The sequence below is a fragment of the Synechococcus sp. ATX 2A4 genome, assembly GCF_024346375.1.
Lineage (GTDB): Bacteria > Cyanobacteriota > Cyanobacteriia > PCC-6307 > Cyanobiaceae > MW101C3.
In genome coordinates, this window is sequence record NZ_JAGQCV010000010.1 from 1 (window position 1) to 23,114 (window position 23,114).

The following is a 23,114-nucleotide window of genomic DNA, read 5'->3' on the forward strand; positions in this document are numbered from 1 at the left end:
GAGGCCCAGCCAACCGCCATGGCAAGCCGAAGTGACCTGGTCGCATCGGCGACGCAATGGCTGCCCTTGAAGAGGGACTGGGCTATAGTTGGCTGTTGGAATCTGCCGCGTAGCGGCTTAGTTCAACAGTAATTGGACGGTTCCTTTAACCACCCTGATGGCAACAGTCTTGACCGGATAAGCACCCCGACCATCTGTGCCTGTAACGCCAAAAACCCTGTCACAGCAAGAGGCTTCCGAAATGCCAGTGGGGCGCGTTACATCTTATGCGGATCCGCTAACCACGTGTTCGTTTCGCTGCTCACTGGCTATCACTCAATCTTTTCCCGCGCCCTATACGCAATGGCGATAGGCGCATTGAGATTTACTCCCAAGCCCTGCCCAGGCTACAACCGCGGGTCTCAACTCCGCCCCAGCCTGAACGCGAGAACCGCGCATAAATCTTGATTCCCCACCCTCAATCCCTCACCCCACCCACCACCGAAAACCTCTCCCCAAACACCCCCGTCACCACCACCAACTCCTCCCCAACCCCCTCCAACTCCTCCGGCCCCAGGTGCTCCACCACCCCCCACTGCCCGTCATCGCGCTGAGCGAGCACCGCCGCGGGGCTGGCGCCATCGCCTTCACGCGCAAAGAACACCGGTGTGGTGCCCCAATCGCCGAAGGGCACCGGGGGTAACTGGGCGGCCTGCTCGGGTCCGCCGGCGTACACCCACACCTGTTGGCCGTTCACCAGCGGGCGGCGCAGCCGTTGGTATTCGTTTGGCACGTCCTCTAATAGATCGAGGCGCGCCAGGCCGGAGGCGTCCACGCGGTAGAGCTCGCCGTGCAGCAGGGGCGGCAGACCGTTGCCGGCGTCGGTTGCAGGCGCGGGCAACGGCACGGCCATCGGGTAAGGGCCCACGTTGTGCATCGCCAGGCCCTGCAGGCGGGTGCGGCCCAGGGCTTCGGCGCCCACCAGCCAGTGGTGGTTGGCCTGGCCACGCTTGAGCGTGCCGTACACGAACACCAGATGGGTGGGGCCGGCGGCGCTCATGGGGCTGGAGCGGGATCGATCGGTGGTGCGGTGGGTGGCGCGGCGGGCCGGCGCTGGCGGGTGAGGTTGAAGCGGTTGAAGTCGAGAAAGCGGTCGCCGTCGCCCTGGTCGAGCACGATGTCTTCGAAGGTTTCATCGGGCCGCAGCTGCGACGCCGGATACGACATGCGTGCGAACACCGGGCTGCGCACCGTTTCGTCGATGCCGTGGAACGACACCAGGATTTCGCCGTGGCGGGCCTTCAGCTCCTCGACCTCCAGCCCCGCCAGTGGGCTGTGCTCATCGATCAGGTGCATCACCGTCCACATCAGCCGGAAGTGAAAGGCATGGTTGCGCACCAGCTTGAGCGTGTGCACGCGGCGCAGGCGCTGCCCCTCCGTGCTGAGCTCGTCCATGCCCAGGAACACGTTCAGGTGCCCCTCCACCAGGCTGTTGTGGTGCACGTTCGCCATGCGGAAGGTGAGGCACGGCACCCCGTTCCACGGCTGCACCGTGGCGATCTCGCTGAACAGGATCTCCGCCTTGCTGCGTGAAAAGCGGGCGAACACCAGCCCGGTGGTCACCGCCGTGAAGATCAGGCTCACCAGCGCCTGCAAGGTCACCAGCAGATTCACCGTGAGCGATCGGGGGTGCAGCACCCCATAACCGATCGATCCGAGCGTCTGCACGCTGAAGAAAAAGGCCTCGCTGAAGCCCGCTTCCCTGCCCTCCGCCACCCCGCCGATGCCAGCTGGATCCAGCAGATACAGGCTGGCGAACAGCAGATTGATCGCCAGATACCCCGCGGCGATCAACAGCAGGAAGCCCCACCACGGGCACGACAGCATCAGCCGGTAGGGCTCGCGCCAGAGCGAGAAGATCTGATCGATCTCGTCGGTGCGGTACACCCCCTCTTCCCGCTGCAGGTGGATCGGCTGCAGCCGGCGGGGCCTGGCGCGGGGGCGTGAGCGTGGGCGGGAGCGGGCCATGGTGCGGAGCAGTGCCGTTGTGGCAGAAAGGCGCAAGCTGTAGCCCGCCAGCGGGCAACTTGTCGGTTTCAGCTGTGGGGTTCAACTGCGGGTTCGATTCCCCAGGCTTGCCGTATCACTGGATGACTGACTTCCCAGGCGTGCTCCATCGGTTCGATCGGTGCCGTGCGGTTGCTGGGTTCCAGATCACGCGCCTGCATCACCTCGCGCAGCGCCTGGCGAAACGCGTCGGTTTCCTGCAGCAGCAGATCCACCGCTGTGCAGCCGCCCAACGCCTGGCGCATGGGTTCAAGCCCCAGCGACAGCCGCAGGCTGGAGAGATGTTCGTCGATCCAGGCCCACTCATACAGCAGCATGGCGTCGCTGCAAGCGTTCAGATGCTGGCGATAGCTGACGATGTGTTGCTCGACGGCCCCATTCAGCGCCGGCACCTTGCCGCCTGCGGAACCAGCCGCCAGGGGCTCAGCCGCTGCCGCCTGGCTGCGGCGATCGGCCTCGGCCCGTTCCTTGAGCCGCAACATGATCTCGCGCAGATAGCTCAAGAGCGTTCCGGCCACTTGCTTTGCAGCGTAAGCCATCTGCGGCTTCCGGCCCTTCAGCCTGGATCCACCGGCAGCCCCTTGGCGGCTAATGCCAGGCGGCGAGCCAGCAGCAGCACGGGATAGAGCAGACGGGTGCGATCCGGGTTGCCGAAGATCAACTGCAGCAGCTTCAACAAGCCATCACTGGGCTCCAGTTCACCGCACAGTTTTGCCACCGCGTCAGCGCCGTGCCAGATCCGCTCTCCCTCGATCAACACGGCACCGGAAGCCAGGTTGAATCCCTGTTGCTGGAGTGCATGCCGCAGGTCCGCATCGGCCCGGCCATCAATGATCCTGAGCCGGGGAACTCCTCCGCGCAGCTCACTTGTGCTGGCGAAATGGCGGCAGAAGGGGCAGCCGCCGTCATACACCAACTGCAGCGCCGGAGTGTGGGGATCGCTGCTCACTGGACGAATACCAACAGTCCAGATTTTAGGGAGCGAGGGAGAGAACCTGCCCTGAGCCCAGGCTGAAAGCAACCCACTGGCGCGCGATTGCGCCATGTGGCTATATTGAGCTCGTCTTTCACAACAACCCCATGCTCACCGGATCTGATCTCCTGGCGAAAGTCAAGGAGCTTGGTGATGTCGGTAAATCCGAGCTTGTTCGTGCCGCTGGGTACGTCAGCACCAAAAAGGACGGCAGCGAGCGTCTGAACTTCACGGCCTTCTACGAGGCCCTGCTGGAAGCCAAGGGCGTCAGCCTCGGCTCCTCCAGCAGCAATGGCGTCGGCCAAGGCGGCCGCAAGCTCAGCTACGTCACCAAGGTCCAGTTCAATGGCAACCTGCTGATCGGTAAGGCCTACACCGCCATCCTCGGTCTGCAGCCCGGCGACGAGTTCGAAATCAAGCTTGGCAAGAAGCAGATTCGCCTCGTCCCCGTCGGTGGCGAAGAAAGCGACGATTGAGCACAAAGGGGGTGGCACAACGGCCTTGATTCCGTCGCCGCCCCTCCCACGCCTTGCCGATCTGTTTCACGCACGGCTTCACGCGCCACTTCGCACACTTCTGCGCACAACGCTCACGCGTTGTTGCTGGCTCTGTGCATCGCCAGGGGTCTAGTCCTGCTGCGGTTTGCTGCTCCGCCAGCCGTCCGAACCATTCTGGCGTTATCGCCTGAAATGCTTTGGGCGGCATTTCGTGTGATCAGGAGGCGTTTCAACTTTTGCGGCTGCGGCTGCGGCGCGTCGCTGTGAGTTGAGTCCCGCGAGCTCAGAGGATGGCCGCCATGGAATATCCACGCCTTCGGTTCTGGCACACCCGCCCTGGACGGGTGCTGGTGGCGCTGGCCTCAGCGGGCCTGATCAGCGCCTGCCAGGGACAACCGCCCGAGCCGCCCCGATCCGATGGCCCCCGCCCCAGCTGGCAGGTGCAGACCCTCGCCGATCCGGGCCTGCCGCAACGCACCGAGCCCGAGCTGGCCCGCTGCGCCGCCGCCCTTGGCCTGGCGCCGGAGCGCAACGCGCTCGCCGATCCCACCAACTTCGGCGAACGCCAGAGCGCCGACGTCTTCGGCCGCGCCGTGCCCGCCTGGCCGGCCCTGATCGTGTTGCACGAAACCGTGATCGACGAAGCGCAGACCCTGGCCCTGTTCCGCACCCCGCACCCCAACGACAACGACCAGGTCAGCTACCACCTGGTGATCAACCCCGCCGGCGACCGGCTGCGCATCGTTCCTGATGCCAACCGCGCCTATGGCGCCGGCATGTCGGCCTTCGGCGATTTCACGGTGCGGATCCGGCCCGCCTCGGTGGGCTCGGTGAACAACGTGGCGCTGCATCTCGGCCTGGTGTCGCCCGCCGACGGTCGTGGCGATACCCCCGGCCACTCCGGCTACACCGACGCCCAGTACCGCGCCGCCGCCGCCCAGGTGCTGCTGTGGCAGGCGCGCTTCGGCATCCCGCTCAGCCGCCTCACCACCCACGCTGCCGTCGATCGCAGCCACTCCCGCTACGACCCGCGCAGCTTCCGCTGGGACCAGTTCATGGCCCACTACCGCCTGGCCGCCAAGGCCTGCGGCTTCACCGCCTACGACACCGAGCGGGCCACCTATTGATGGGGCCGCAGCGCCGGCGGCAGGCAGCCCTGGCTTCGCCGGCCTCGGGACATCCGCCCACCAACCTTGCTGGGCTTCGTAACGAAGTCCAAAGATTTCTGTTACGCTTTGCGAAGCACCTTGCTACCCACCCCATGACCAACGCCACCACCCCTTCCCGTTTCGGTTTCGTTGCCTTCGCTGAAACCTGGAACGGCCGTCTGGCGATGCTCGGCTTCGTGATCGGCCTCGGCACCGAGCTGCTCACCGGCCAAGGCATCCTCTCCCAGATCGGCCTCGGCTGAACCCAGCCCCATCCACTGCCCACGGCAGGTCGATCGCCTCGGGCGGTCCACCTGCCGTGGGCTTTGCTATTGGGAGCTGAGCCCTGCCCGATCCGGTCGCCCACGCCCCCCTCCCTCCGCCATGGCCCACGCCCTCTGCTTCGTTCTTCACTGCAACCCCAACGATCTCTCGAAGGGGCCGCCCCAGTGGTCGGATCTGCTGGCCCAGCAGCACGAGGCGATCAGCGCGGCCCAGGCCCTCAAGATTTTTCGCTGCCCCCCTGGCTGGGATGGTTCCCTCGATGAGCTGGTGAGTGCCGGCCAGGCCAACGCCGCCGGTGACGACCCCTTCCAGGATCTCCCGGATGGTCAGGTCGAGGCGTTGCCCGACGCCCCTGCGGATGGCTCCCGGGCCTGGCGGTTGCTCTGCAACGCCACCATTCCCCGCTTCGCGGCCGATCGTCTCTGGCTGAGCGTCTACGACCTGGAAAGCGACGAGGCTTCGCCGCAGGCGGAGCCCCGCCGGTTGCGGCTGCTCGACAGCCTTCCGCTCGCCGCTGCCGCCAACGAAACCTGCTGGTTCTTCCCCACCGACGACGGCAGCTACCTCTCCTGCGCCACCAACGAACAGGTGCGTTGCCTGCCCGGATTCACCCCCGAGCAACGCTTCAGCGACACCCCCTTCGCCTACGACCGCGCCGGCATCAAGGTGCTGTGGTCGCTGATGGCCGATGAGGAGAGCCTGCGCTGCGTTGGCCTCACCTACCAACGGCACCGGGTGGATTTCCCCCTGATCGAACGCCATCGCTCCGTGGCCACCACCTGGATCGCCTTTCAGGTGGAGAGCGAAGCCGCCGAACCCCTGCAGGTGACCTCCACGATCACCACCTATCAGGGTTGAACATCAGCCGGCTTGACCATCTGCAGAGTTGAGCGCACGCAAGCATTGCTTTGGACTGCCGGGCTGAGCTGGGCGCTGTTGGGGTCTGCTGCCCAGGGGCTTTCTGCGCTTCACGGCAAGGCGTGGTCAGCCGCCATAAAAAAACCGGCCGTGGCCGGTTGATGGTTTCAGTTTCAATGGTCTCGATGGCGCCGTTCGGCTTGCTCAGCCGGCTTGGTTGTAGAGGCTTTCGAGCCGTTCGCGGCTGAGGTCCACATACATCACCGAATCGCCCGGTGCCGGCGCTTCCGGATGGGGGCGAGGCGCAGAGGGGGCGGCGCGCCAATCGGTCTGGCGAAGGTTTTGGCGCATCAGGGCAAAGGCGCCGCCGGCGATGGCAGCGAAGCAGGCGAAATAGAAGAAGGCGAACAGCGCGTCCATGGTTACTTGCTTTTTCCCACTGTAGTGTGACGTTCTGTTAAGCGTGGCTCCTGCTGGCCTCATTGCACGTTTCGCCCGTCGCGGCCGCCCTCGCCCACCCGCAGCGGCCCCCCCTGGTGCTCCAGCCAGCCGGAGCGGAATCCCGCCGCCAGCGCCGCCTCCCGCACCTCCCGGTAGCGCGCGGCCCCATCCGCGCTCACCACCGACACGATGTGATGGCGGTCGGTGCTGTAGGTGCGGATCCAATCGCGGAACGCACCGGCGCTCATCACCGACGCGGGCCGTGGTTCCAGCACCAGCTGGCCCTGGAGCGCCGTCACGGAGAAGTAGCGCTGCAGCAGGCCCTCATCACCCAACCCCAGGGGGCGCAGCCCATCGGCGCTCACGAACACGAACAGGGGCTCGGTGCCCACCTCCCGCACCTGCGGCAGCCGCAGCTGCACCGGCGAGCGGCGGGGCGCTTGGCTCACCGGCGGTTGTGGTTGTGGTTGTGGTTGTGGCGTGGGCGGCGGCGGTGCGGCCTGGGCCGGCTCCCGTGTCTCCGGCGCCGGCGATGGCCCGCCCCGCACCGACAACGCCATCACCACGGCCGTGAGCATCAGCACCCCCACCACATTCATGAACACGTCGATCAGGCTGTCGAACGACAGCTCGGTGTGCCCCTGACGGCCGCTGCGCCTCACCGCCATGGCGTCCGTGCCCCCTCGCCGATCGGCTCGTAGCCCAGCTGCGCTCCGGTGCTGCGCAACGCGGCCACCAGCGGCTGCACCGCTGTGAAACAGCTGCCGGCGACCGCCAGATAGATGGTGTCGCTGCGCACCGCCTCAGCGATCAGCTCTGGTGGCACCAGGTTCAGATCCCAGCGGGCGGTGATGGCGCCGCTGATCGGATCGTGGCGTTCCACCTGGCCGCTGCGGCACAGCAGAAAGGTGGTGGAGCCGGTGACCGGCACCCCATCGGCCCTGTTGAGTGCCACCAGGGGGGTGGCTGCCGAGCTGGGCTGCTGCATCCAGGGATCCGCGATCGGTTTTGCCGGCCCTGGCGCCGGCGCCGGTTTGGGGGCGGGCTTGGTGCGGGCTTCGACCCGGGCCGTGCGGCCGCGGTCCACCCCGAGCGAGAGCGCCAGCACGGAGATCACCAGCAGCACGATCACCATCACGGCGCTGAGGATGTCGAGGAAGCCGATCAGATCGATCGACGTGCGCTTACGGCGCCGGGACGGTCTCATCGCGGCACAGGCGGGGGAAGAAGCCGTCGTTGAGGGCTGTTTCGATTTCGCCAGCCAACTGGTATTCACACCGTTCGCTGATGCTCATCAGCACCATGCACAGCACGGCCGTGATGATCCCCAGCAAGGTGGTGTCAAAAGCGGTGGACAGCCCGCCGGTCACCTCCGTGAGGCTCGCTTTCACCTTGTCGAGATCCTCCACATTGGCCAGCAGACCGGAAAAACCGCCGATCGAGATCGAGATGCCCAGCACCGTGCCGAGAAAGCCCAGCATGGGCAGCACCCAGATCATCGTGCGGGTCACGCCATAGCCGTCTTCGATGTCGGCCTGGGTCAGGGCGATGTCGTCTTGATGCAGCTCGCGGGTGGCTCCGCGGGAGCGCGAATCCTGGAAGCAGCGCAGCAGCCGGCAGAGGCGGTTGGCCATCAAGGTGCGGCGCTGACCCAGCAGGATCAACATGGTGCGCACATCGGAATCGGTCGGGCGCAGATCCACCAACCCACGGGGAATCCAGTCACGGCCCACCTGGCGCCGCTCCTTGCGGCACCCGATCAGGCGCCGCAGGCAGTAATCCACCACCGTGATCGCGATCGCCAGCGTGATCGGCTGGGTCACCCCCCGCTCCAGCAGAAAGGCCCCCACCGCGCTGCTGCGGTAGGGCGTGGCGGCGAACACCAGCGCCAGGGTGAGGATCACCCCCACCACGATCGAGAGCAGGGCGGGGCTGCGGATCCAGCGCCGCGGCGGCAGATCCAGCAGGGCGGGCGCCAGGTCTTCTAATTCCCTGGGGGCCGGCCGGGATGGGTCGATCATCGGCAGGCCATGGGATTCCGAGGCGGCGGCAAACGGCTGTAGGCGCTGGCGTTGACGTTAGGGGCGGACCTCCCTCATGGCTGACAGACGTGGGCTCCTGCGCTCTGGCCCATGCCCCCCGGCACAAGCGCCTCAGGCCTCGCCACCCGGCCCGGTGTTCTTAGCCTCGGCCCATGACAGCTGCCGCTCTCACCCTTTTGTACGACGGAGCCTGCCCGCTCTGCCTGCGCGAAGTGGCGCTGCTGCGTCGCCGCGATGCCGGCCGGGGCCGGCTGGCGTTCGTGGATATCGATGCTCCCGGCTACGACCCCGCTGCCTATGCCGGCATCAGCTACCGCGACGCGATGGGGCGCATCCACGGCCTCAGCGCCGACGGCACGGTGCTGCGCGATGTGGCGGTGTTCCGCGAGGCCTACCGGCAGGTGGGTCTGGGCTGGATCTATGCCCCCACCACCTGGCCACTGCTGGGCTCAGCCGCCGATGCCGCCTATGGGCTCTGGGCCGGTTGGCGGCTGCGCCTCACGGGCCGCCCCGACCTCGACACCCTCTGCGCGCGCCGGGCCGCCCGCTGACCCCGCTCCCTCACCCAGCCCACTGACCCCTTCACCTGTTTCTGACACCTCTTGTCCCATGTCTGAGCCCATGTCTGAGCCCGCCGCTCCGCTGCTCACCCCCGCCTCGTTGCAGGCCCTGTTCACCAAGCCCTATGGGCAGCCGGCCCCTTCGCAGGAGCAGTGGCGGGCCGTTTATGCCGAGAACGTGCATTTCAGTGATCCCACCCAGGAGGCCAGCGGCATCGACGCCTACCTCGCCGCCCAGGAAGGGCTGATGAAACGCTGCGACGACGTGATGCTGCGCTCCGAAGCGGTGGCGATCAGCGACCGCACCGCCTTCGTGGAGTGGGTGATGGGCCTGCGGATCAAGGGCGTGGAATTCGTCTATCCCGGCACCACCCGCCTGCTGCTGGATGAAGCGGGCAAGATCATTGACCACCGCGACTACTTCGACTTCGTGGGCCCAACCTTCGCCCCAGTGCCCGTGATCGGCCCCTTCGTGCGCTGGATGTACCGCCGCTTCGTGAGCTGAACCTGCAGCTCCGGTTGAGGCCCCAGCTGGCGGCCATGGCGCGAGCTGGGCAAGTGATGAGTCGAGAGTGAACGTTGCAGTCGTAAAAATACGGGGACAAGTAGCCGCCTGATCGGCAAGGTGAGAATGAAGCGGAGGTCATGAGCGAAAAATTAGAAGCCACTGAGAATGGTGTGATTATTTCTGGGCTTGACGCTTGCCCTTCGCCGGTTGATACTCACGTTCAGGCAATGGGGCTGTGATTTCAGCGTCGTTCGCCCCCTGCAGGGCCGTAAATTGGCTCCTGTTCCATTCACTTTTTCACCCTCTTCTTTTCTCCTCCCTTGTTTTGGCCATCGCCGCTCCCAGTGCTGGGCCTGTTGCGCAGGCCGTTCTTGGCCGCTGTCCCTGCCGGCCCCATTGCCGCGCCTGAAGTGACGACCTTCCCTGCGATGGAACCCGACCCCGCCCCCTCCTCCGGCAAGGACCAAAGAGCAAGTGGGGCTGAACCTGAAGCACAGCTGCCTTACGTTCCAGCCCATCGCGACCCGGGTTACGAGGCACTTGTTTATCGCTGCAAGCTCGAACTCCTGGCCGAGCGTAAGCAGGCTGATCAAGTTAATCCGCCCGCAGGCCCACCGGCCAGCCCACCAGTAAGTCCGCCAGCGGGCGATATCAACCCTGCCTGAATCGATCGGTCTGGTGAATTTATTGCCTTGTTGATTCGCCTGCAGCGAGGCTGCTGAAAGCGGACACCTCGTGCCGGTGGTTCAGAAGCTTGAACCGGGGGTGTTCAGGAAGGCCAGTTCCTCGCTGCTCGAAAGCCGTGCGAGCGCGTCGTTGCGGTGTGGAAAGCGGCCGAAGCGGGCGATCACCTCCAGGTGGCGGCGGGCGAAGGCGGCGGTGCGCGCATCAGTGAACTGCTCAAACAAGGGGCCGGCCGCCTGTTGAACGGCGAGGTCTTCGGCGTGCATCAGCGGCATCAGCCAGAACTGCCGGCGGGCCTGGTCGCTTTCGGCCGCCACCCAGCCGCTCGCGACCGCGCTCTGGCTGAGAGCGAGGGCCGCCCCATCGCCGCTGAACGCCATCGCGGAGCCCCGCCAGATCTGGCGGGGGAACTGATCGAGCAGCAGCACCAGCGCCAGGCCGGTGTCCGGCTGCTGGCCCCAGGCCGCCAGTTCTCCTGCCACCGCCTGGCGGGTCAGGCCGATGAACCGCTCCCGCAGCTGGTGGTCGAAGGCCGGATCCTTGATGAACCATTGGCTGGGCGTTGACGCTTCAAACCAGAAATTCAGCACCTCGCTCCCCAGCTCCTCCGCCCCCAGCTCCACGGCAGCAGCAGCCATTGGCCCCACGCAGTTGTCTGCATCCTGATGGGCCGAAGGCTGGTCGAACAGGCGCGACAACAACGTGCAACGGCCCCCAAACCAACCACCGGAGCGTCCGTCGACAGCGCCTCAGTGGACGCCGAATCCCCGCAGACATCCAGGTTGGCGTGGCACTCCTGCCGCTTTCGGAGCTAATCCGTGCCTGGATGTTGTTCCCCACTCCCTAATCTCTGCGCTTGTGCAGGGCTGAAGATCATGCGGCTTGGACTCTGTCTTTATGGCCTGGTGATCCCCTCCTGCCTGGTGCTGCATGGCGGGCAGGCCTTGGCACAGCCTGCTTTACAACCCGCTTTACAGCCCACAGCCCTCCCGAGTGCCCTCCTGCCTGCTGCTGCTCCGCCCTACGACGACCCGGCAGCGGGTCTGCAGCTCGATCCAGACTCCTTTCGCGCCGTGATCGGCAAGCCACCGGCGCCCGCCAGCCCGGAGGAGCGCGACGATCTGGCGATCCTGCGCTGGAACCAGCGCACCCGCACGCCCGATGGGGTGCTGCACAGCTGGCGCTTCCTGAACCGCAACCTCAGCCTGTTTGATGCCGCCCTCGGCGCCAACCTGCGGGACACCGCACCGGCGCTGTACAGGGGGTTGCCAGCCTTTCTCAGCCGTGCCGACACCCTCAAGAATCAGCTCAAGAAGGCCATTGCCCGGCCGCGTCCCTTTCTGAGCCATCGCGACCTGCAGCCTTGCCTGCCGCTGGAAAGCGGTTGGTCGTATCCCAGCGGCCATGCCACCTGGTTCGCCACAGCGTCCCTGCTGCTGGCCGATCTGGTGCCAGAGCGGCGGGAACGGCTGCTGCTGGTGGGCCGTCAAGGGGGCTACGTCCGCGCTTACTGCGGCGTGCACTATCCCAGTGATGTGCTGGCCAGCCAGCGCCTGGCCGAAGCCATCAGTAAGGAGGTGATTGCCTCTCCCCAGTGGCAGACGTTCAAGCAGCAGGTTGCGGCGGATCGCCAGCGGCTGCTGGTGGCCCCGGCCGCTGGCCTTTCCCTGCTCACCAACTGATCCCAGGCCGCTTCAGTCGAACGTGCGGCTTCAGCCGTGGCATTCGCAGCCACAGCCTGCGTGGCAGGGCTCACCGTTGGGGTGGCCGCTGGCGCAGGCGTCGCTGCAGAACAGCAAGGCGCCATTGCGGAACGGTGTGTCGGTCTTCACGGTGCAATTGCAGCCTGTGCAGGCGCACTGGGTGGTGGTGGGTTTCTCCAGGGTGGCGTTCATGGCCTCTCCGTGGTGATGGGTGTGCGTCCACTCTGCTGCCGCTGGCGCCGAGCTGCTTCATCCTGAAACCGGATCGAGCAGTGCCATGACCCTGATCAACACCGCCGTCGGGCTGCTGGCGATCAGTTCGCCGATCGGCGTGCTGCCGGTGGTGGCCAGGGCCGCCGGCGGCGATCCCAGCCGGGTGCGGCAGATCAGCCGCCTGGCGGTGCTCACGTTTCTGTTCACCCTGCTGGCCGCCTGCTGGTGGGGGCAGGGGCTGCTGGATCTGTTCGCCATCACCCTCGATACCTTCCGGGTGGCTGGTGGCCTGATCCTGCTGCCGATCGGCCTGCGCCTGATTGAGGGGATGGAGGTGAGCCACCCCGACGTCGAGACCGATGCCGGCAGCCTCGGGGTGGTGCCGATCGGGCTGCCCTTGCTGGCCGGACCGGCGGCGATCTCCCTGGTGGTGGCGGATGCACCGGCCAGCTGGCAGGGCCGCCTGGCCCTCAGCGGTGTGATCACCCTGCTGGCGCTGGCGATTTACCTGATCCTGCGTGTGTCGATGCCCCTTCGCCGCGCCCTGGGGGAGCTGCAGGAAAAGGTGATCAGCCGGCTGATGGGCCTGCTGCTCAGTGCCATCGGCGTGCAGATGCTGGTGGTGGGCCTGAAGGGCTGCTTTCCGGTGTTGGCTGCGGCAGGGTGAAGCATCAGGCAACACAACTTCATGGACGAGTGTGTCTGTGCGTCTCCGCACCTGCCATCCCCTCGCTCGATACAGGACGTCAGCATGACTAGACCGAAGCACCAGGATGTTCAGGCCGTGCTGCATACCATTCCGCTCCTGGCCGCTACCTGTCTGGCGGGTTTCGCGATGTTGCAACTGTTGTTCAGCGCCGGTACCTGGTAGTGGGTGCGTGTGAACCAGTGTGTTGCTGGTGGCTCCTGATCGCTGGCTGTGGCCCGTTCGCAACTGCATCAAGGCGTACACCAGCCGGGATGGGTTTCGGCTGACGTCTTGTGTTCGCTGCTGGCTTTCTGACTATGAGAATCAGTTGGGCAAGATGGGTAGCCAATGCTTCAGGTCGGCGTCCCTCTTCAAGGCTTTGGGTGATCGCTTCGACTGTTGTTCGTGCTTGCGCCGAGTGACAGCTATTGGGTTAAATTGTGAACCTCATGCGTATGGATCATCCCTGCTGGCGATGGGGATCGGCTGCTGGTGGCTTGCGAAGTGTGATCATGCAGGTGTCCAATCTGGCTGGCCTGGATGTTGCTAAGCTGCTTCTTGGCAGGGCGCCATCGTTCATGCAGCAGGTTTGGAACACCGGAAAGCTTGTGAAATGGAATGACGAACGCGGGTTCGGTTTCGTTCTTCCTGAAGGTGCTGATTCAGGCAGCGAAGTGTTTGTTCCTATCCGTGCCGTTCCCCCCTGCGGCAGGCGCCCCAGAATTGGCGACCAGCTTCGGTTCACCACCAACGAGGCCACCGATGGGCGTGTTCGCGTGGGGCAGGCTCAGCTTGTTAGTGTGAGCATGGGTGTGGGTAAGGTGGCGCGGCCACATGCTCATCACGCCTCCAGGCACCCGCGCCGATCGGCAAGGTCCGCCTCTGCCTCGTGGCGGCAGCGGGTTGGATTGGTTGTGCTCGCCGGCGCACTGCTGGCTCTTGGCACGCGCTTCTGCTCGAGCACGCGCCCAGGAATTGTTGAATCCATCACACAGCCGGATTGTCTGGTGAAGGGAAATGTCTCGATGAACTCAGGCATGAAGCTCTATCACGTGCCTGGCATGGAGGATTATGTCAACACCAGGATTGATCCCGAAAAAGGGGAGCGGTGGTTCTGCACCGAGCAGGAGGCCCTCTCCGCTGGATGGGTCAGAGCGCCCCGCTGAGCGCCTCACTGTGAGCGCCCCTCTGAGATCTCTGCTGAGATTTCCACTGAATGAATGCAACCGATTCTCCTCAACCCATGCACCCCGATGAAAGTGATCCTGCTGGGAAATTCAGGCGCGGGCAAAACCACCCTCGCAAAACGGCTCACTGCGCATCACCCTGCTGCCCTGCTCTCGTTGGATGCGGTGGCGTTTGACGGCACCGCCCAGCGGCGGCCCCTGGAGGCGAGTCTGGAAGATGTCCAGGGATTCGTCTCCAGCCACCCCAGCTGGATCATCGAAGGCTGCTACGCCGACCTCATCGGGCCGATCCTGCCCCTGTGCGAGGAACTGATCTTCCTCAACCCCGGTGTGGAAACCTGCCTGGCCCATTGCCGTGCGCGGCCCTGGGAACCAGAGAAGTTCAGCTCCCGGCAGCAGCAGGACGCCCATCTGCACAACCTGCTCGAGTGGGTGCGGTCTTACCCGCACCGAACCGATGCCTATGGGTATGCCCAACACCGGCAACTCTTTGATTCCTTTCCTGGTCCAAAGCGCGAACTCACGCACATCGAAAAAGAGACACCTGCCAGGCTTTGATGTGGCCTGCCGCGCGGAACGCGACTGCCTGCCTCCGGGCGAAACAGGTTGCCTGCCTCACCCGTGCAGGCGGCCAGGGTTGTGGCAATGGGCGATGCCGGTTTCGAACCAGCGACATCCTGCTTGTAAGGCAGGCGCTCTACCGCTGAGCTAATCGCCCCACGCCCCCATTCTGGCCGTGTCACCCCCCATGCTGGCAACCATCCGGCGCCCGTACCTCGATGGCCAGTGGCCGCAGCCACGACCGCGCCATCTGTTGGCTGTGTGTGCCCTTCGGGCTGCTGTGGTGGCCGTGGCTGGGATTGGCTGGGGTGGTGAGCGGCTGCGGCGGCTTTCTGGTGGGGGGCTTGTGGCTGTCCCCCGACCTCGACACCGTCTCGCGGCCGCTGCGCCGCTGGGGGCCGCTGGCGGTGATCTGGCAGCCCTATCGCCGCTGCATGCGGCACCGCTCGATCGCCTCCCACGGTCCGCTGCTGGGCACCGGCCTGCGCCTGGCCTACCTGGCGGTGTGGCTGCTGACGTTCAGCCTGCTGCTGCAGCCCTTCGGTGTGCCATCGCCCCGGGCGCTCGCCGTAGGCCTGCAGACGCTGTGGAGCGCCAACAGCGGGCTGCTGCTGGCAGCTCTGGCCGGGCTGGAAGCCAGCAGCTGGCTGCATCTGCTGCAGGATGGCGACCCCGATGCGCGCCTGCCGCGCCGCTGGCGCCGTTGCCGCCGCCGCTCCAGCGGCGACCGCGCCCGGTCCGTGAGACGGTGAGGAGCAAGGGCGCTGCGCCCCCCTCATGCCTCGCCATGCCAGCTGCATCCGATCCCAGCGCATCGCGTGAAGTCGCGGCTCTGATCGCCGTGGTGGAGCGCCTGCGCGATCCCGTGCATGGCTGTCCCTGGGACCTGGAGCAGACCCACAGCTCCTTGATCCCCTACGTGCTGGAGGAGGCCCACGAGGTGGCCGACGCCATCCGCCACGGCGACGACGCCCACCTGCAGGAGGAACTGGGCGACCTGTTGCTGCAGGTGCTGCTGCATGCGCAGATCGCCAGCGAGGCCGGGCGCTTCGATCTGGCCGCGGTCGCCCGCGGCCTGCGCCACAAACTGGTGCGCCGCCACCCCCATGTGTTCGCCGCCGCCGCTGAGGCCAACCGGGGCCTGGCCGGCGACAGTGCCGCCGTGCGCCGCAGCTGGGAGGCGATCAAGGCCGAGGAGCAGGAGCTGGAGCGCCACCGGCAACAGGAGCCCAGCCCGGCGCCGCTCAGTGCCCGCCTGGCCCGCAAGCTGCGTGGTCAGCCGGCCATGGCCGGCGCCATGAACCTCTCGCGCAAGGCCGCCGCCGCCGGCTTCGAGTGGGAAAACATGGCGGGCGTGTGGGCGAAGGTGGAAGAAGAGCTGGCCGAACTGCGCGAGGCGGTGGCCAGCGGCGATCGTGCCCACGCCGAGTCGGAGCTGGGCGATGTGATCTTCACGCTGGTGAATGTGGCCCGCTGGTGCGGGCTGGATCCCGATGAGGGCCTGGCGGGCACCAACCGCCGCTTCCTCGATCGCTTCTCCCGCGTGGAAGCGGCCCTGGGCGGTGACCTCAGCGGCCAGAGCATCGAACGGCTCGAAGGGCTGTGGCAGCAGGCCAAGGCACAGATCCGTGCCGCAAAGGAAAGCTGAAGCCGCCGCTGGCCCCACCGCCGCCTGCGGTCCCAAGCCGCCGCTGTTGTCTCAGTCGTCGCTGAGCCCCTGGCGGGATCGGCGCTGGCCTTTGATGGCGCTGCGCAGCCGCTTGGCCGTGAGCCGCCGCTCCACGGCCCCGCGGCCCGGCCGGGTGGGGCGACGGGGCGGTGGTGGTGGGGCGATCGCCTCCGCCAGCAGCTTCACGAGCCGGCGTTCTGCGGCCTGGCGATTCAGCCACTGCGATCGGTGTTCGGAGGCGGCGATCACCAGCACCCCATCCACCAGGCGACCCTCCAGCCGGCGCAGGGCCCGCTGGCGCAGCACGGGCGTCAGCGCGCTCGACGCGGCCAGGGCGAACACCAGCTCCACGCGGGAATCGGTGGTGTTGACGCTCTGCCCCCCCGGGCCGCCCGAGCGCGAGAAGCGCCAGCTCAGTTCGGCGGCCGGAATCCGCACCGAGGGCGTCACGGTCAGATCAGAAGCCATGGCCCCAGGCTGCCAGACCCCGGCGGGGGGCGCCTGGCGGGCAGGTGCGCCGCGACACCGCCACGGAACGCTTAGCTGGGAAGCAATGCTCCGCAGTGCGATGCCCGATCCCGTCGTCTTCGATCCCGCGCCCGGCTCCGCCGCGGCCGCCGGCGCCGGCTGGGTGGATGAGATCCACCAAGGCGTTCGCTACGGCCTGGAGGCCGAGGTGCTGGTGGAGCGCACCAGCGCCTTGCAGCGCATCACCGTGATCGACAGCCGCACCTACGGCAAGGCCCTGCTGCTCGACGGCTGCTGGATGACGGCTGAGCGGCAGGAACGGCACTACCACGAGCCGCTTGTCCACCCTGCGCTCTGCGCCGCCGAGCGGATCGAGCGGGTGCTGGTGATCGGTGGCGGTGATGGCGGCACGGCCCGCGAATGCCTGCGCCATCCGGGCGTGGTGCAGCTCGACATGGTCGAGATCGACGGGGAGGTGGTGGAGCTTTGCCGGCAGCATCTGCCCTCGCTGGGGGGCGCCGCCTGGAGCGACCCCCGCTTCCGGCTCACCATCGGCGACGGCATCGCCTGGGTGGCCGCCGCCGCCGCTGCCAGCTACGACGTGGTGATCGTGGATGGTTCCGACCCGGCCGGCCCCGCCGAAGGCCTGTTCAACCGCGCCTTCTTCGAGCACTGCCGCCGCCTGCTGCGGCCCGGTGGTGTGTTCGCCACCCAGAGCGAATCCCCCGAGGCCTTCCGCGCCGTGCACGTGGCCACGGTGCGGCTGTTGCGGGAGGTGTTCGGCTATGCCGATCCCCTCTATGGCTGGGTGCCCATGTACCCCAGCGGCTGGTGGAGCTGGACCTTCGCTGCCACCGATGGGCCCCGCTACCGCCGGGCCCTGCCGGAGCGCGCCGCGGCCGTGGCCGACGGCTGCGCGATCTGGAGCCCCCGCTGGCAGGCCGGTGCCTTCGAGGCGGTGCCGGCCGCGATCGAACGGGAGCTGCAGGCATGAGCAACGCTTCCCCCACCGAGCTGTCCGGCGCCGATCCTTCCCCCACCGAGCTCTTCGTCACCGAGGGGGCGATCTTCATGGCGGCCCGGCGGGATCCGGCCGGCTGCGGCGTTGGGCTGTTCGGTGTGCCCTACGACGGCACCACCTCCTTCCGCCCCGGCACCCGCTTCGGGCCGGCGGCGATCCGGGAGGTGAGCAGCGGGCTGGAAACCTACGACCCGCAGCTGGATCTGGATCTGGAGGATCTGGCCTTCGCCGATCTCGGCGCCGTGGACATTCCTTTCGGGGCGCCCGAGCCGGTGGTGGCGGCCGTGCGGCAGGCCACTGAGGCGGTGCTGGCGAGCGGGTTGCGGCCCCTGATGCTGGGCGGTGAGCATTCGATCAGCAGCGGTGCGGTGGCGGCGGTGGCCAGCCGCCATCCGGAGTTGGTGATGGTGCAGCTCGATGCCCACGCCGATCTGCGCGACAGCTGGCTGGGCACGCGCCACAGCCATGCCTGCGCCATGCGCCGTTGCCTGGAGGTGCTCCCCAGCGGTGTGCTGCGCCAGATCGCCATCCGCAGCGGCACACGCGAGGAGTTCAGCGAGCTGCGCCGCACTGGCCGCCTGGTGGGCCACGCCGGTGGTGGTGGCGGCCTGACGCCGGAGCTGCTGCAAGCTGATCTGGCCGCGGCGCTGCAACCGCTGCTCGGCCTGCCGCTCTATCTCACCGTCGATCTCGATTGGTTCGATCCGGCGGTGATGGCCGGCACCGGCACGCCCGAGCCGGGCGGTTTTCTCTGGGGCCACTTCGCCGCCCTGGTGGAAGAGCTGCGCCACCACAATCTGGTGGCCGCCGATGTGGTGGAACTGGCGCCCATGCTCGACCCCAGCGGCTGCAGTTCCGTGCTGGCCGCCAAGGTGACCCGCAGCCTGCTGCTGCTGCTGGGGCGCGAAGGCCCCTGTGGGCGTCAGTAGCAGTAGGAGCCGCTGGTGCGTTGCTCGCGTAATCGCTCGTGCTGCTGCCCGATCAGCACCACCGCCAGCGTGGGGTGGTTGTGCAGCAGGTTCAGGAAGTGCAGGCGACCCAACCGCACCAGTTCCACCGGGGTGCGGGCCAGGGCCTCGTTGCGGAAGCAGCCACCCCGCCAGACGATGTCCTGGTAACTGAACAGTTCGCCGGGGCGGTAGCAGAGCCGTTCACCGCTGGGATCGATCAACTCAACGATCCCTTTGCGGACGGCATAAATGGCATTGGCGGTTTCACCGCGCTTGAAAATCGAAGATCCGGTGGGGAGCGTGAGAATGTCTCCGTCCACCTGTCGGGCCATCAGGTCAACCGGGGTCGTGCTGGCAAGAGTGAGCAATCATCTACCTCCTGAAATCAAGGGAATTGGGCCACCTGCCTCAGCAGCGGTGTAGGCCGTTGATGGCAGTGGTGGCAGCCCAAGAGCGTAACGCCAACTCAGGCCCAATCAAGGGTGAAACTGTAGGAATGTGCTCAGTTACACCGTTGTCGGTAGTAGGTCGGTGAGGGCCAGTTGGCGGATCACCGGTGCACCCCCCATGTGGGGGTGGCTGTAGGAAAGAATTTCGGATGCCGGCAACCTCGGACTGCGGGCCGTCCAGTGGTGGCACCAGAGATCGGAGGCCAGCTCCTGATGAATGTCCAGGCGGCGCAGATGGCACCAGCCCATGGACTCACCGCTGGGGGGGCTGCAGTGCCGGCAACTGCGGCAGGAGGAACGCTGGCCCATCGCTGGCCGATTTTTGGTTCCTCAACGTAATGACCGAGGCAGCCCTTAGCAGAGAAAGAACCGAACCAGCGGGAAGTCTTCGGATTTGCAGACGCGTCTCCATAGGATCGCGCCACTTCTTCCCCTGGCGAGGCGACAGCCCATGGCCGATCCCTCCGCGCCTGCCGTTCCCCTCAGGCACACGCCCCTGGCCGCCGCGTGCCGCGGAGCCGGTGGGCGCATGGTGCCATTCGCCGGCTGGGAGATGGCGGTGCAGTTCAGCGGGCTGGTGGCGGAACACCAGGCCGTGCGCCAGCGCTGCGGTGTGTTCGACATCTCCCACATGGGGGTGCTCACCCTGCGGGGCGATGGGGTGAAGGACGCGTTGCAGGCCCTGGTGCCCAGCGATCTGCACCGCACCGGCCCCGGCGAGGCCTGCTACACGGTGCTGCTCAACGCGGCGGGCGGCATCCGCGACGACCTGATCGTCTACGACTGTGGGCGCCAGACCGGGCCGGAGGGCGACGCTTACGCGCTGGTGCTGGTGATCAACGCCGCCTGCGCCGAAGCCGACACCGCCTGGCTGCGTGCCCAGCTGGAACCGCACGGGATCGTCGTGGCCGACCGCAAGGGGGATGGGGTGCTGCTGGCCCTGCAGGGCCCGGAAGCCGAAGCCCGGTTGGCTGCCCTCTGCGGCGCCGATCTCGCCGGCCTGCCCCGCTTCGGCCACCGCTCATTGCCACTGGCGGGCAGCGCGGCAGGGGAAGCACGCGGCGCCATGGCGTTCGTGGGCCGCACCGGCTACACCGGCGAAGACGGTTTCGAGCTGCTGCTGGCGGCCGGCCCCGGCCAGGCCCTGTGGCAGCAGCTGGTGGCCGAAGGGGTGACCCCCTGCGGGCTCGGTGCCCGCGACACCCTGCGCCTGGAGGCGGCCATGCACCTCTACGGCAACGACATGGACGCCACCACTTCCCCCCTGGAGGCTTCACTGGGCTGGCTGGTGCACCTGGAGATGCCGGCGGCGTTCATCGGCCGTGATGTGCTCGAACGCCAGACGGCTGAAGGGGTGAGCCGCCGCCTGGTGGGCCTGAAGCTGCAGGGGCGGGCGATCGCCCGCCATGGCTACCCGGTGCTGCGCGACGGCCAGGTGGTAGGCGAGGTCACCAGCGGCACCTGGTCGCCCACGCTCGCCGAGGCGATCGCCCTGGCCTACGTGCCCGCTGATGCGGCGAAGCCCGGCACCGAGCTGGCTGTGGAGATCCGCGGCCGCCAGGAGCCGGCGGTGGTGGTGCGGCGCCCGTTCTACCGGCGCCCCTGAGGCCCTGTGGGAAACTCGCCCTTCCCCTCGATTTCCCCCATGCGCAGCCACGGATGCGGCGACCTGCGCAGCGATGCCACGGGCCAGGCCGTGTCGCTGTGCGGCTGGGTGGACCGGCGGCGCGATCACGGCGGTGTGATCTTCATCGACCTGCGTGACCGCAGCGGCACCGTGCAGATCACGGTCGACCCCGATCTGTCCCCCGACGCCTTCGCCGTGGCCGAGCGGCTGCGCAATGAAACCGTGCTGAAGGTGTCGGGTGCGGTGCGTGATCGCCCCGCCGAATCCCGCAACGAGCGGCTCGCCACCGGCGCCGTCGAGGTGCTGGCCGCCGCGATCGAGGTGCTCAATGAGGTGCGGGGCAATCTGCCCTTCCCGGTGTCGGTGCACGACGACACGCCCGTGCGGGAGGAACTGCGCCTGCGCCACCGCTATCTGGATCTGCGCCGCGAGCGCATGAACGGCAACCTGCGCCTGCGCGCCCAGACCATCCAGGCGGCCCGCCGCTTCCTCGAGGCCGAGGGCTTCATCGAGGTGGAAACCCCCGTGCTGACCCGCTCCACCCCCGAAGGCGCCCGCGACTACCTGGTGCCGAGCCGGGTGTGCGGTGGGGAGTGGTTCGCCCTGCCCCAGTCGCCCCAGCTGTTCAAGCAGCTGCTGATGGTGGGTGGCATCGAGCGCTACTACCAGGTGGCCCGCTGCTTCCGCGACGAAGACCTGCGCGCCGACCGCCAGCCGGAGTTCACCCAGCTCGATCTGGAGATGAGCTTCATGGAGCAGGAGCAGATCCTGCAGCTCAACGAACGGTTGATCACCACGATCTGGCGCGCTGTGAAGGGCATCGAGCTGCCCAGCCCCTTCCCGCGCCTCACCTGGCAGGAGGCGATGGACCGCTACGGCACCGACCGGCCCGACACCCGCTACGGCCTGGAGCTCACCGACGTGAGCGACATCGTGGCCACCAGCGGCTTCAAGGTGTTCTCCGGCGCCGTGGCCGCCGGCGGCGCGGTGAAGTGCATCGCGATCCCCGGCGGCAACGAGGCGATCAGCAACGTGCGCATCAAGCCCGGCGGCGATGTGTTCGGCGAAGCCACCACCGCCGGCGCCGGGGGCCTGGCCTTCATCCGCGTGCGGGAGGGTGGCGAGATCGACAGCATCGGCGCCATCAAGGACAACCTCAGCGTCGAGGGCAAGGCCGAGTTGCTGCGCCGCACCGGCGCGGAGCCCGGCACCCTCCTGCTGTTCGGCGCCGGCGACACCGCCACGGTGAACAAGGCGCTCGACCGGGTGCGCCAGTTCCTGGCCCGCGAGCTGGGTCTGGTGCCCTCTGCCGGTGCCGGCGGCGCCTGGAACTTCCTCTGGGTGGTGGATTTCCCGATGTTCGAGTTCAACGCCGAGGAGAACCGCCTGGAGGCCTTGCACCATCCGTTCTGTGCGCCGAACGCCGCCGATCTCGGCGCCGATTCGGCCGGCTGGCCCACGGCCCTGCCCACCGCCCGCGCCCAGGCCTATGACCTGGTGCTCAACGGCCTGGAACTGGGGGGTGGTTCGCTGCGCATCCACGATGCCGCCCTGCAGAAGCAGGTGCTGCAGACGATCGGCCTACCGCTGGAAGAAGCGGAGCGGCAGTTCGGCTTCCTGATCGAAGCGCTCGACATGGGCGCCCCGCCCCACGGCGGCATCGCCTTCGGCCTCGATCGAATGGTGATGCTGCTGGCGGGCGAGGAGTCGATCCGTGACACGATCGCCTTTCCCAAGACGCAGCAGGCCCGCTGCCTGCTGACCCAGGCACCGGCCGATGTGTCGCCCCGGCAGCTGGACGAGCTGCATGTGGCCAGCACCTGGGTGGCCGAGGAAGGCTGAGCGCGCTGTGCCTGGATGCCGTTCAGCCAGCGTTGCGGCGTCTTTGGATGTGGCGCCGAGCCACCTGGAGCAGGTCACGCCGATACGTGTCCACCTGAGTGGAGAGACTGCCGGTCCGTGCTCCCTTGATCAAGGTGATGGCTTCCAGGCAGAGGATCGGTCCGGCGAGATCGTGCAGCCGGGCCAGCCAGTCGCTGTCCGAGCCGATGCTCAGTCCCTCGTCGAAGCTGCCGAGCCGTTCCACCAGATCGGTGTGCACGAGCAGGGCACCGGGGGTGAATCCAGGCCTCGCCTGGCCGAGCCGCTCCTCCTGCAGCCTGGTGGGCTCCACGCCTGGTAAGGCCTCCAGCACGACCTGCCCCACCACAGCGCTCGGCAGCGGAGGACTGCCGAGCGCATCCAGGCGCAGCTTCAGGGCTCCGGGGCTCCAGGCGTCGTCAGCGTCACAGAAGGCAAGCCAGGGCTGGCTGGCCATTGCCATCCCTTCGTTCCGTGCCCCAGCTAGCCCCACACCTCTCTGGCGCAGAATGCTCAGCTGAGGCCAGCGCAGTGCCCAGGCCTCTACCAGGGCATCACTGCCATCGGTGGAGTTCCCATCGATCACCAGCACCTGCGCTGGGGGGCGCGGCTGTTGCTCCAGCACACTGGAGAGGGCGCGGTGCAGATGCGTCAAGCCATTCCTCACGGGCATCAC

Annotated in this window: 30 protein-coding genes and 1 tRNA gene; 16 read left to right on the forward strand and 15 right to left on the reverse strand. The window is 67.2% G+C overall.

Annotated elements, in window-relative coordinates; genetic code table 11:
- Positions 1 to 457: 457 nt before the first annotated feature.
- From KBY97_RS10340 to KBY97_RS10355, 4 genes are all read right to left on the reverse strand, one after another.
- The gene (locus tag KBY97_RS10340; protein ID WP_255146836.1) at positions 458 to 1,039 is read right to left on the reverse strand and encodes a gamma-glutamylcyclotransferase; all 582 of its coding nucleotides are present in this window, start codon (positions 1,037 to 1,039) and stop codon (positions 458 to 460) included.
- Complete coding sequence (locus tag KBY97_RS10345; RefSeq protein WP_255146838.1) at positions 1,036 to 2,007, reverse strand: ion channel; 972 nt, start codon at positions 2,005 to 2,007, stop codon at positions 1,036 to 1,038. The genes KBY97_RS10340 and KBY97_RS10345 overlap by 4 nt, the downstream gene beginning before the upstream one ends.
- A gap of 68 nt (positions 2,008 to 2,075) precedes the next feature.
- Positions 2,076 to 2,585 carry a hypothetical protein gene (locus KBY97_RS10350; RefSeq protein WP_255146839.1) on the reverse strand — a complete coding sequence of 170 codons (510 nt, stop codon included), beginning with the start codon at positions 2,583 to 2,585 and terminating at the stop codon, positions 2,076 to 2,078.
- A 17-nt stretch (positions 2,586 to 2,602) separates the two neighbouring features.
- The gene (locus KBY97_RS10355; protein ID WP_255146840.1) at positions 2,603 to 2,995 is read right to left on the reverse strand and encodes a DCC1-like thiol-disulfide oxidoreductase family protein; all 393 of its coding nucleotides are present in this window, start codon (positions 2,993 to 2,995) and stop codon (positions 2,603 to 2,605) included.
- Positions 2,996 to 3,126: 131 nt separating this feature from the next.
- On the opposite strand from KBY97_RS10355, the gene KBY97_RS10360 reads away from it, so the two are divergent.
- From KBY97_RS10360 to KBY97_RS10375, 4 genes are all read left to right on the forward strand, one after another.
- Positions 3,127 to 3,495 carry an AbrB family transcriptional regulator gene (locus KBY97_RS10360; protein ID WP_255146841.1) on the forward strand — a complete coding sequence of 123 codons (369 nt, stop codon included), beginning with the start codon at positions 3,127 to 3,129 and terminating at the stop codon, positions 3,493 to 3,495.
- Positions 3,496 to 3,815: 320 nt separating this feature from the next.
- Positions 3,816 to 4,643 carry a peptidoglycan recognition family protein gene (locus tag KBY97_RS10365; protein WP_255146843.1) on the forward strand — a complete coding sequence of 276 codons (828 nt, stop codon included), beginning with the start codon at positions 3,816 to 3,818 and terminating at the stop codon, positions 4,641 to 4,643.
- A gap of 134 nt (positions 4,644 to 4,777) precedes the next feature.
- The gene (locus tag KBY97_RS10370) at positions 4,778 to 4,927 is read left to right on the forward strand and encodes a chlorophyll a/b-binding protein (RefSeq protein WP_255146845.1); all 150 of its coding nucleotides are present in this window, start codon (positions 4,778 to 4,780) and stop codon (positions 4,925 to 4,927) included.
- Between the two features lie 121 nt (positions 4,928 to 5,048).
- A complete protein-coding gene (locus KBY97_RS10375; RefSeq protein ID WP_255146847.1) occupies positions 5,049 to 5,807 on the forward strand; it encodes a hypothetical protein in 759 nt (252 codons plus the stop codon).
- Positions 5,808 to 6,011: 204 nt separating this feature from the next.
- On the opposite strand, the gene KBY97_RS10380 is transcribed toward KBY97_RS10375, so the two are convergent.
- Genes KBY97_RS10380 through KBY97_RS10395 form a run of 4 tightly spaced genes read right to left on the reverse strand, consistent with a single transcriptional unit; the run spans position 6,012 to position 8,269 of the window.
- Complete coding sequence (locus tag KBY97_RS10380; protein WP_255146850.1) at positions 6,012 to 6,227, reverse strand: hypothetical protein; 216 nt, start codon at positions 6,225 to 6,227, stop codon at positions 6,012 to 6,014.
- 59 nt (positions 6,228 to 6,286) lie between these two features.
- Positions 6,287 to 6,916: a hypothetical protein gene (locus KBY97_RS10385; RefSeq protein ID WP_255146852.1), complete on the reverse strand. Its 630-nt coding sequence runs from the start codon at positions 6,914 to 6,916 to the stop codon at positions 6,287 to 6,289.
- Positions 6,907 to 7,455, reverse strand: coding sequence for a hypothetical protein (locus tag KBY97_RS10390; protein WP_255146854.1), 549 nt, complete (start codon positions 7,453 to 7,455; stop codon positions 6,907 to 6,909). The genes KBY97_RS10385 and KBY97_RS10390 overlap by 10 nt, the downstream gene beginning before the upstream one ends.
- Positions 7,433 to 8,269 carry a MotA/TolQ/ExbB proton channel family protein gene (locus KBY97_RS10395; protein ID WP_255146855.1) on the reverse strand — a complete coding sequence of 279 codons (837 nt, stop codon included), beginning with the start codon at positions 8,267 to 8,269 and terminating at the stop codon, positions 7,433 to 7,435. Before KBY97_RS10395 ends, KBY97_RS10390 begins: the two co-directional genes overlap by 23 nt.
- Positions 8,270 to 8,442: 173 nt before the next feature.
- Between KBY97_RS10395 and KBY97_RS10400 the strand changes: the two genes are divergently transcribed.
- On the forward strand, positions 8,443 to 8,841 hold the full coding sequence (locus KBY97_RS10400) for a thiol-disulfide oxidoreductase DCC family protein (RefSeq protein WP_255146856.1): 399 nt from the start codon (positions 8,443 to 8,445) through the stop codon (positions 8,839 to 8,841).
- Positions 8,842 to 8,911: 70 nt separating this feature from the next.
- Positions 8,912 to 9,355, forward strand: coding sequence for a nuclear transport factor 2 family protein (locus KBY97_RS10405; protein WP_255146857.1), 444 nt, complete (start codon positions 8,912 to 8,914; stop codon positions 9,353 to 9,355).
- A gap of 749 nt (positions 9,356 to 10,104) precedes the next feature.
- On the opposite strand, the gene KBY97_RS10410 is transcribed toward KBY97_RS10405, so the two are convergent.
- Complete coding sequence (locus tag KBY97_RS10410; protein ID WP_255146858.1) at positions 10,105 to 10,680, reverse strand: DUF924 family protein; 576 nt, start codon at positions 10,678 to 10,680, stop codon at positions 10,105 to 10,107.
- A 237-nt stretch (positions 10,681 to 10,917) separates the two neighbouring features.
- Between KBY97_RS10410 and KBY97_RS10415 the strand changes: the two genes are divergently transcribed.
- Positions 10,918 to 11,724 carry a phosphatase PAP2 family protein gene (locus KBY97_RS10415; RefSeq protein WP_255146859.1) on the forward strand — a complete coding sequence of 269 codons (807 nt, stop codon included), beginning with the start codon at positions 10,918 to 10,920 and terminating at the stop codon, positions 11,722 to 11,724.
- 30 nt (positions 11,725 to 11,754) lie between these two features.
- On the opposite strand, the gene KBY97_RS10420 is transcribed toward KBY97_RS10415, so the two are convergent.
- Positions 11,755 to 11,937: a metallothionein gene (locus tag KBY97_RS10420; RefSeq protein ID WP_255146860.1), complete on the reverse strand. Its 183-nt coding sequence runs from the start codon at positions 11,935 to 11,937 to the stop codon at positions 11,755 to 11,757.
- 85 nt (positions 11,938 to 12,022) lie between these two features.
- Here KBY97_RS10420 and KBY97_RS10425 point away from each other — a divergent pair, with 85 nt between their 5' ends.
- The 3 genes from KBY97_RS10425 to KBY97_RS10435 all read left to right on the forward strand — a co-directional run bounded on the left by KBY97_RS10425 (position 12,023) and on the right by KBY97_RS10435 (position 14,391).
- Positions 12,023 to 12,625, forward strand: coding sequence for a MarC family protein (locus KBY97_RS10425; protein WP_255146861.1), 603 nt, complete (start codon positions 12,023 to 12,025; stop codon positions 12,623 to 12,625).
- A gap of 533 nt (positions 12,626 to 13,158) precedes the next feature.
- Complete coding sequence (locus tag KBY97_RS10430; protein ID WP_255146862.1) at positions 13,159 to 13,812, forward strand: cold-shock protein; 654 nt, start codon at positions 13,159 to 13,161, stop codon at positions 13,810 to 13,812.
- 54 nt (positions 13,813 to 13,866) lie between these two features.
- Positions 13,867 to 14,391, forward strand: a complete 525-nt coding sequence (locus KBY97_RS10435; RefSeq protein ID WP_255146863.1) for a hypothetical protein — start codon at positions 13,867 to 13,869, stop codon at positions 14,389 to 14,391.
- Between the two features lie 88 nt (positions 14,392 to 14,479).
- On the opposite strand, the gene KBY97_RS10440 is transcribed toward KBY97_RS10435, so the two are convergent.
- Positions 14,480 to 14,551 (reverse strand) — tRNA-Val (locus KBY97_RS10440).
- 61 nt (positions 14,552 to 14,612) lie between these two features.
- Between KBY97_RS10440 and KBY97_RS10445 the strand changes: the two genes are divergently transcribed.
- Positions 14,613 to 15,146, forward strand: a complete 534-nt coding sequence (locus KBY97_RS10445; protein WP_255146864.1) for a metal-binding protein — start codon at positions 14,613 to 14,615, stop codon at positions 15,144 to 15,146.
- Positions 15,147 to 15,181: 35 nt separating this feature from the next.
- Positions 15,182 to 16,042 (forward strand): nucleoside triphosphate pyrophosphohydrolase, encoded by an 861-nt coding sequence (gene mazG, locus KBY97_RS10450; protein ID WP_255146865.1) that lies wholly within the window; start codon positions 15,182 to 15,184, stop codon positions 16,040 to 16,042.
- A 51-nt stretch (positions 16,043 to 16,093) separates the two neighbouring features.
- Here the strand turns inward: mazG and arfB are convergent, their stop codons facing one another.
- Positions 16,094 to 16,531, reverse strand: coding sequence for an alternative ribosome rescue aminoacyl-tRNA hydrolase ArfB (arfB, locus tag KBY97_RS10455; RefSeq protein ID WP_255146866.1), 438 nt, complete (start codon positions 16,529 to 16,531; stop codon positions 16,094 to 16,096).
- A gap of 100 nt (positions 16,532 to 16,631) precedes the next feature.
- On the opposite strand from arfB, the gene speE reads away from it, so the two are divergent.
- Together speE and speB are read left to right on the forward strand one after the other, a co-directional pair.
- Positions 16,632 to 17,525, forward strand: a complete 894-nt coding sequence (speE, locus tag KBY97_RS10460) for a polyamine aminopropyltransferase (RefSeq protein WP_255146867.1) — start codon at positions 16,632 to 16,634, stop codon at positions 17,523 to 17,525.
- Positions 17,522 to 18,481: an agmatinase gene (speB, locus tag KBY97_RS10465; protein ID WP_255146868.1), complete on the forward strand. Its 960-nt coding sequence runs from the start codon at positions 17,522 to 17,524 to the stop codon at positions 18,479 to 18,481. Before speE ends, speB begins: the two co-directional genes overlap by 4 nt.
- Here the strand turns inward: speB and KBY97_RS10470 are convergent.
- Complete coding sequence (locus KBY97_RS10470; RefSeq protein ID WP_255146869.1) at positions 18,475 to 18,834, reverse strand: Crp/Fnr family transcriptional regulator; 360 nt, start codon at positions 18,832 to 18,834, stop codon at positions 18,475 to 18,477. The genes speB and KBY97_RS10470 overlap by 7 nt on opposite strands.
- 174 nt (positions 18,835 to 19,008) lie before the next feature.
- A complete protein-coding gene (locus KBY97_RS10475) occupies positions 19,009 to 19,260 on the reverse strand; it encodes a hypothetical protein (protein WP_255146871.1) in 252 nt (83 codons plus the stop codon).
- 142 nt (positions 19,261 to 19,402) lie between these two features.
- On the opposite strand from KBY97_RS10475, the gene gcvT reads away from it, so the two are divergent.
- Both gcvT and aspS read left to right on the forward strand, forming a co-directional pair.
- Positions 19,403 to 20,557, forward strand: coding sequence for a glycine cleavage system aminomethyltransferase GcvT (gene gcvT / locus KBY97_RS10480; RefSeq protein WP_255146872.1), 1,155 nt, complete (start codon positions 19,403 to 19,405; stop codon positions 20,555 to 20,557).
- A 39-nt stretch (positions 20,558 to 20,596) separates the two neighbouring features.
- The gene (gene aspS, locus KBY97_RS10485) at positions 20,597 to 22,420 is read left to right on the forward strand and encodes an aspartate--tRNA ligase (protein ID WP_255146874.1); all 1,824 of its coding nucleotides are present in this window, start codon (positions 20,597 to 20,599) and stop codon (positions 22,418 to 22,420) included.
- A 22-nt stretch (positions 22,421 to 22,442) separates the two neighbouring features.
- Here the strand turns inward: aspS and KBY97_RS10490 are convergent, their stop codons facing one another.
- Positions 22,443 to 23,111, reverse strand: a complete 669-nt coding sequence (locus tag KBY97_RS10490) for a glycosyltransferase family A protein (RefSeq protein WP_255146876.1) — start codon at positions 23,109 to 23,111, stop codon at positions 22,443 to 22,445.
- Between the last annotated feature and the right edge of the window lie 3 nt (positions 23,112 to 23,114).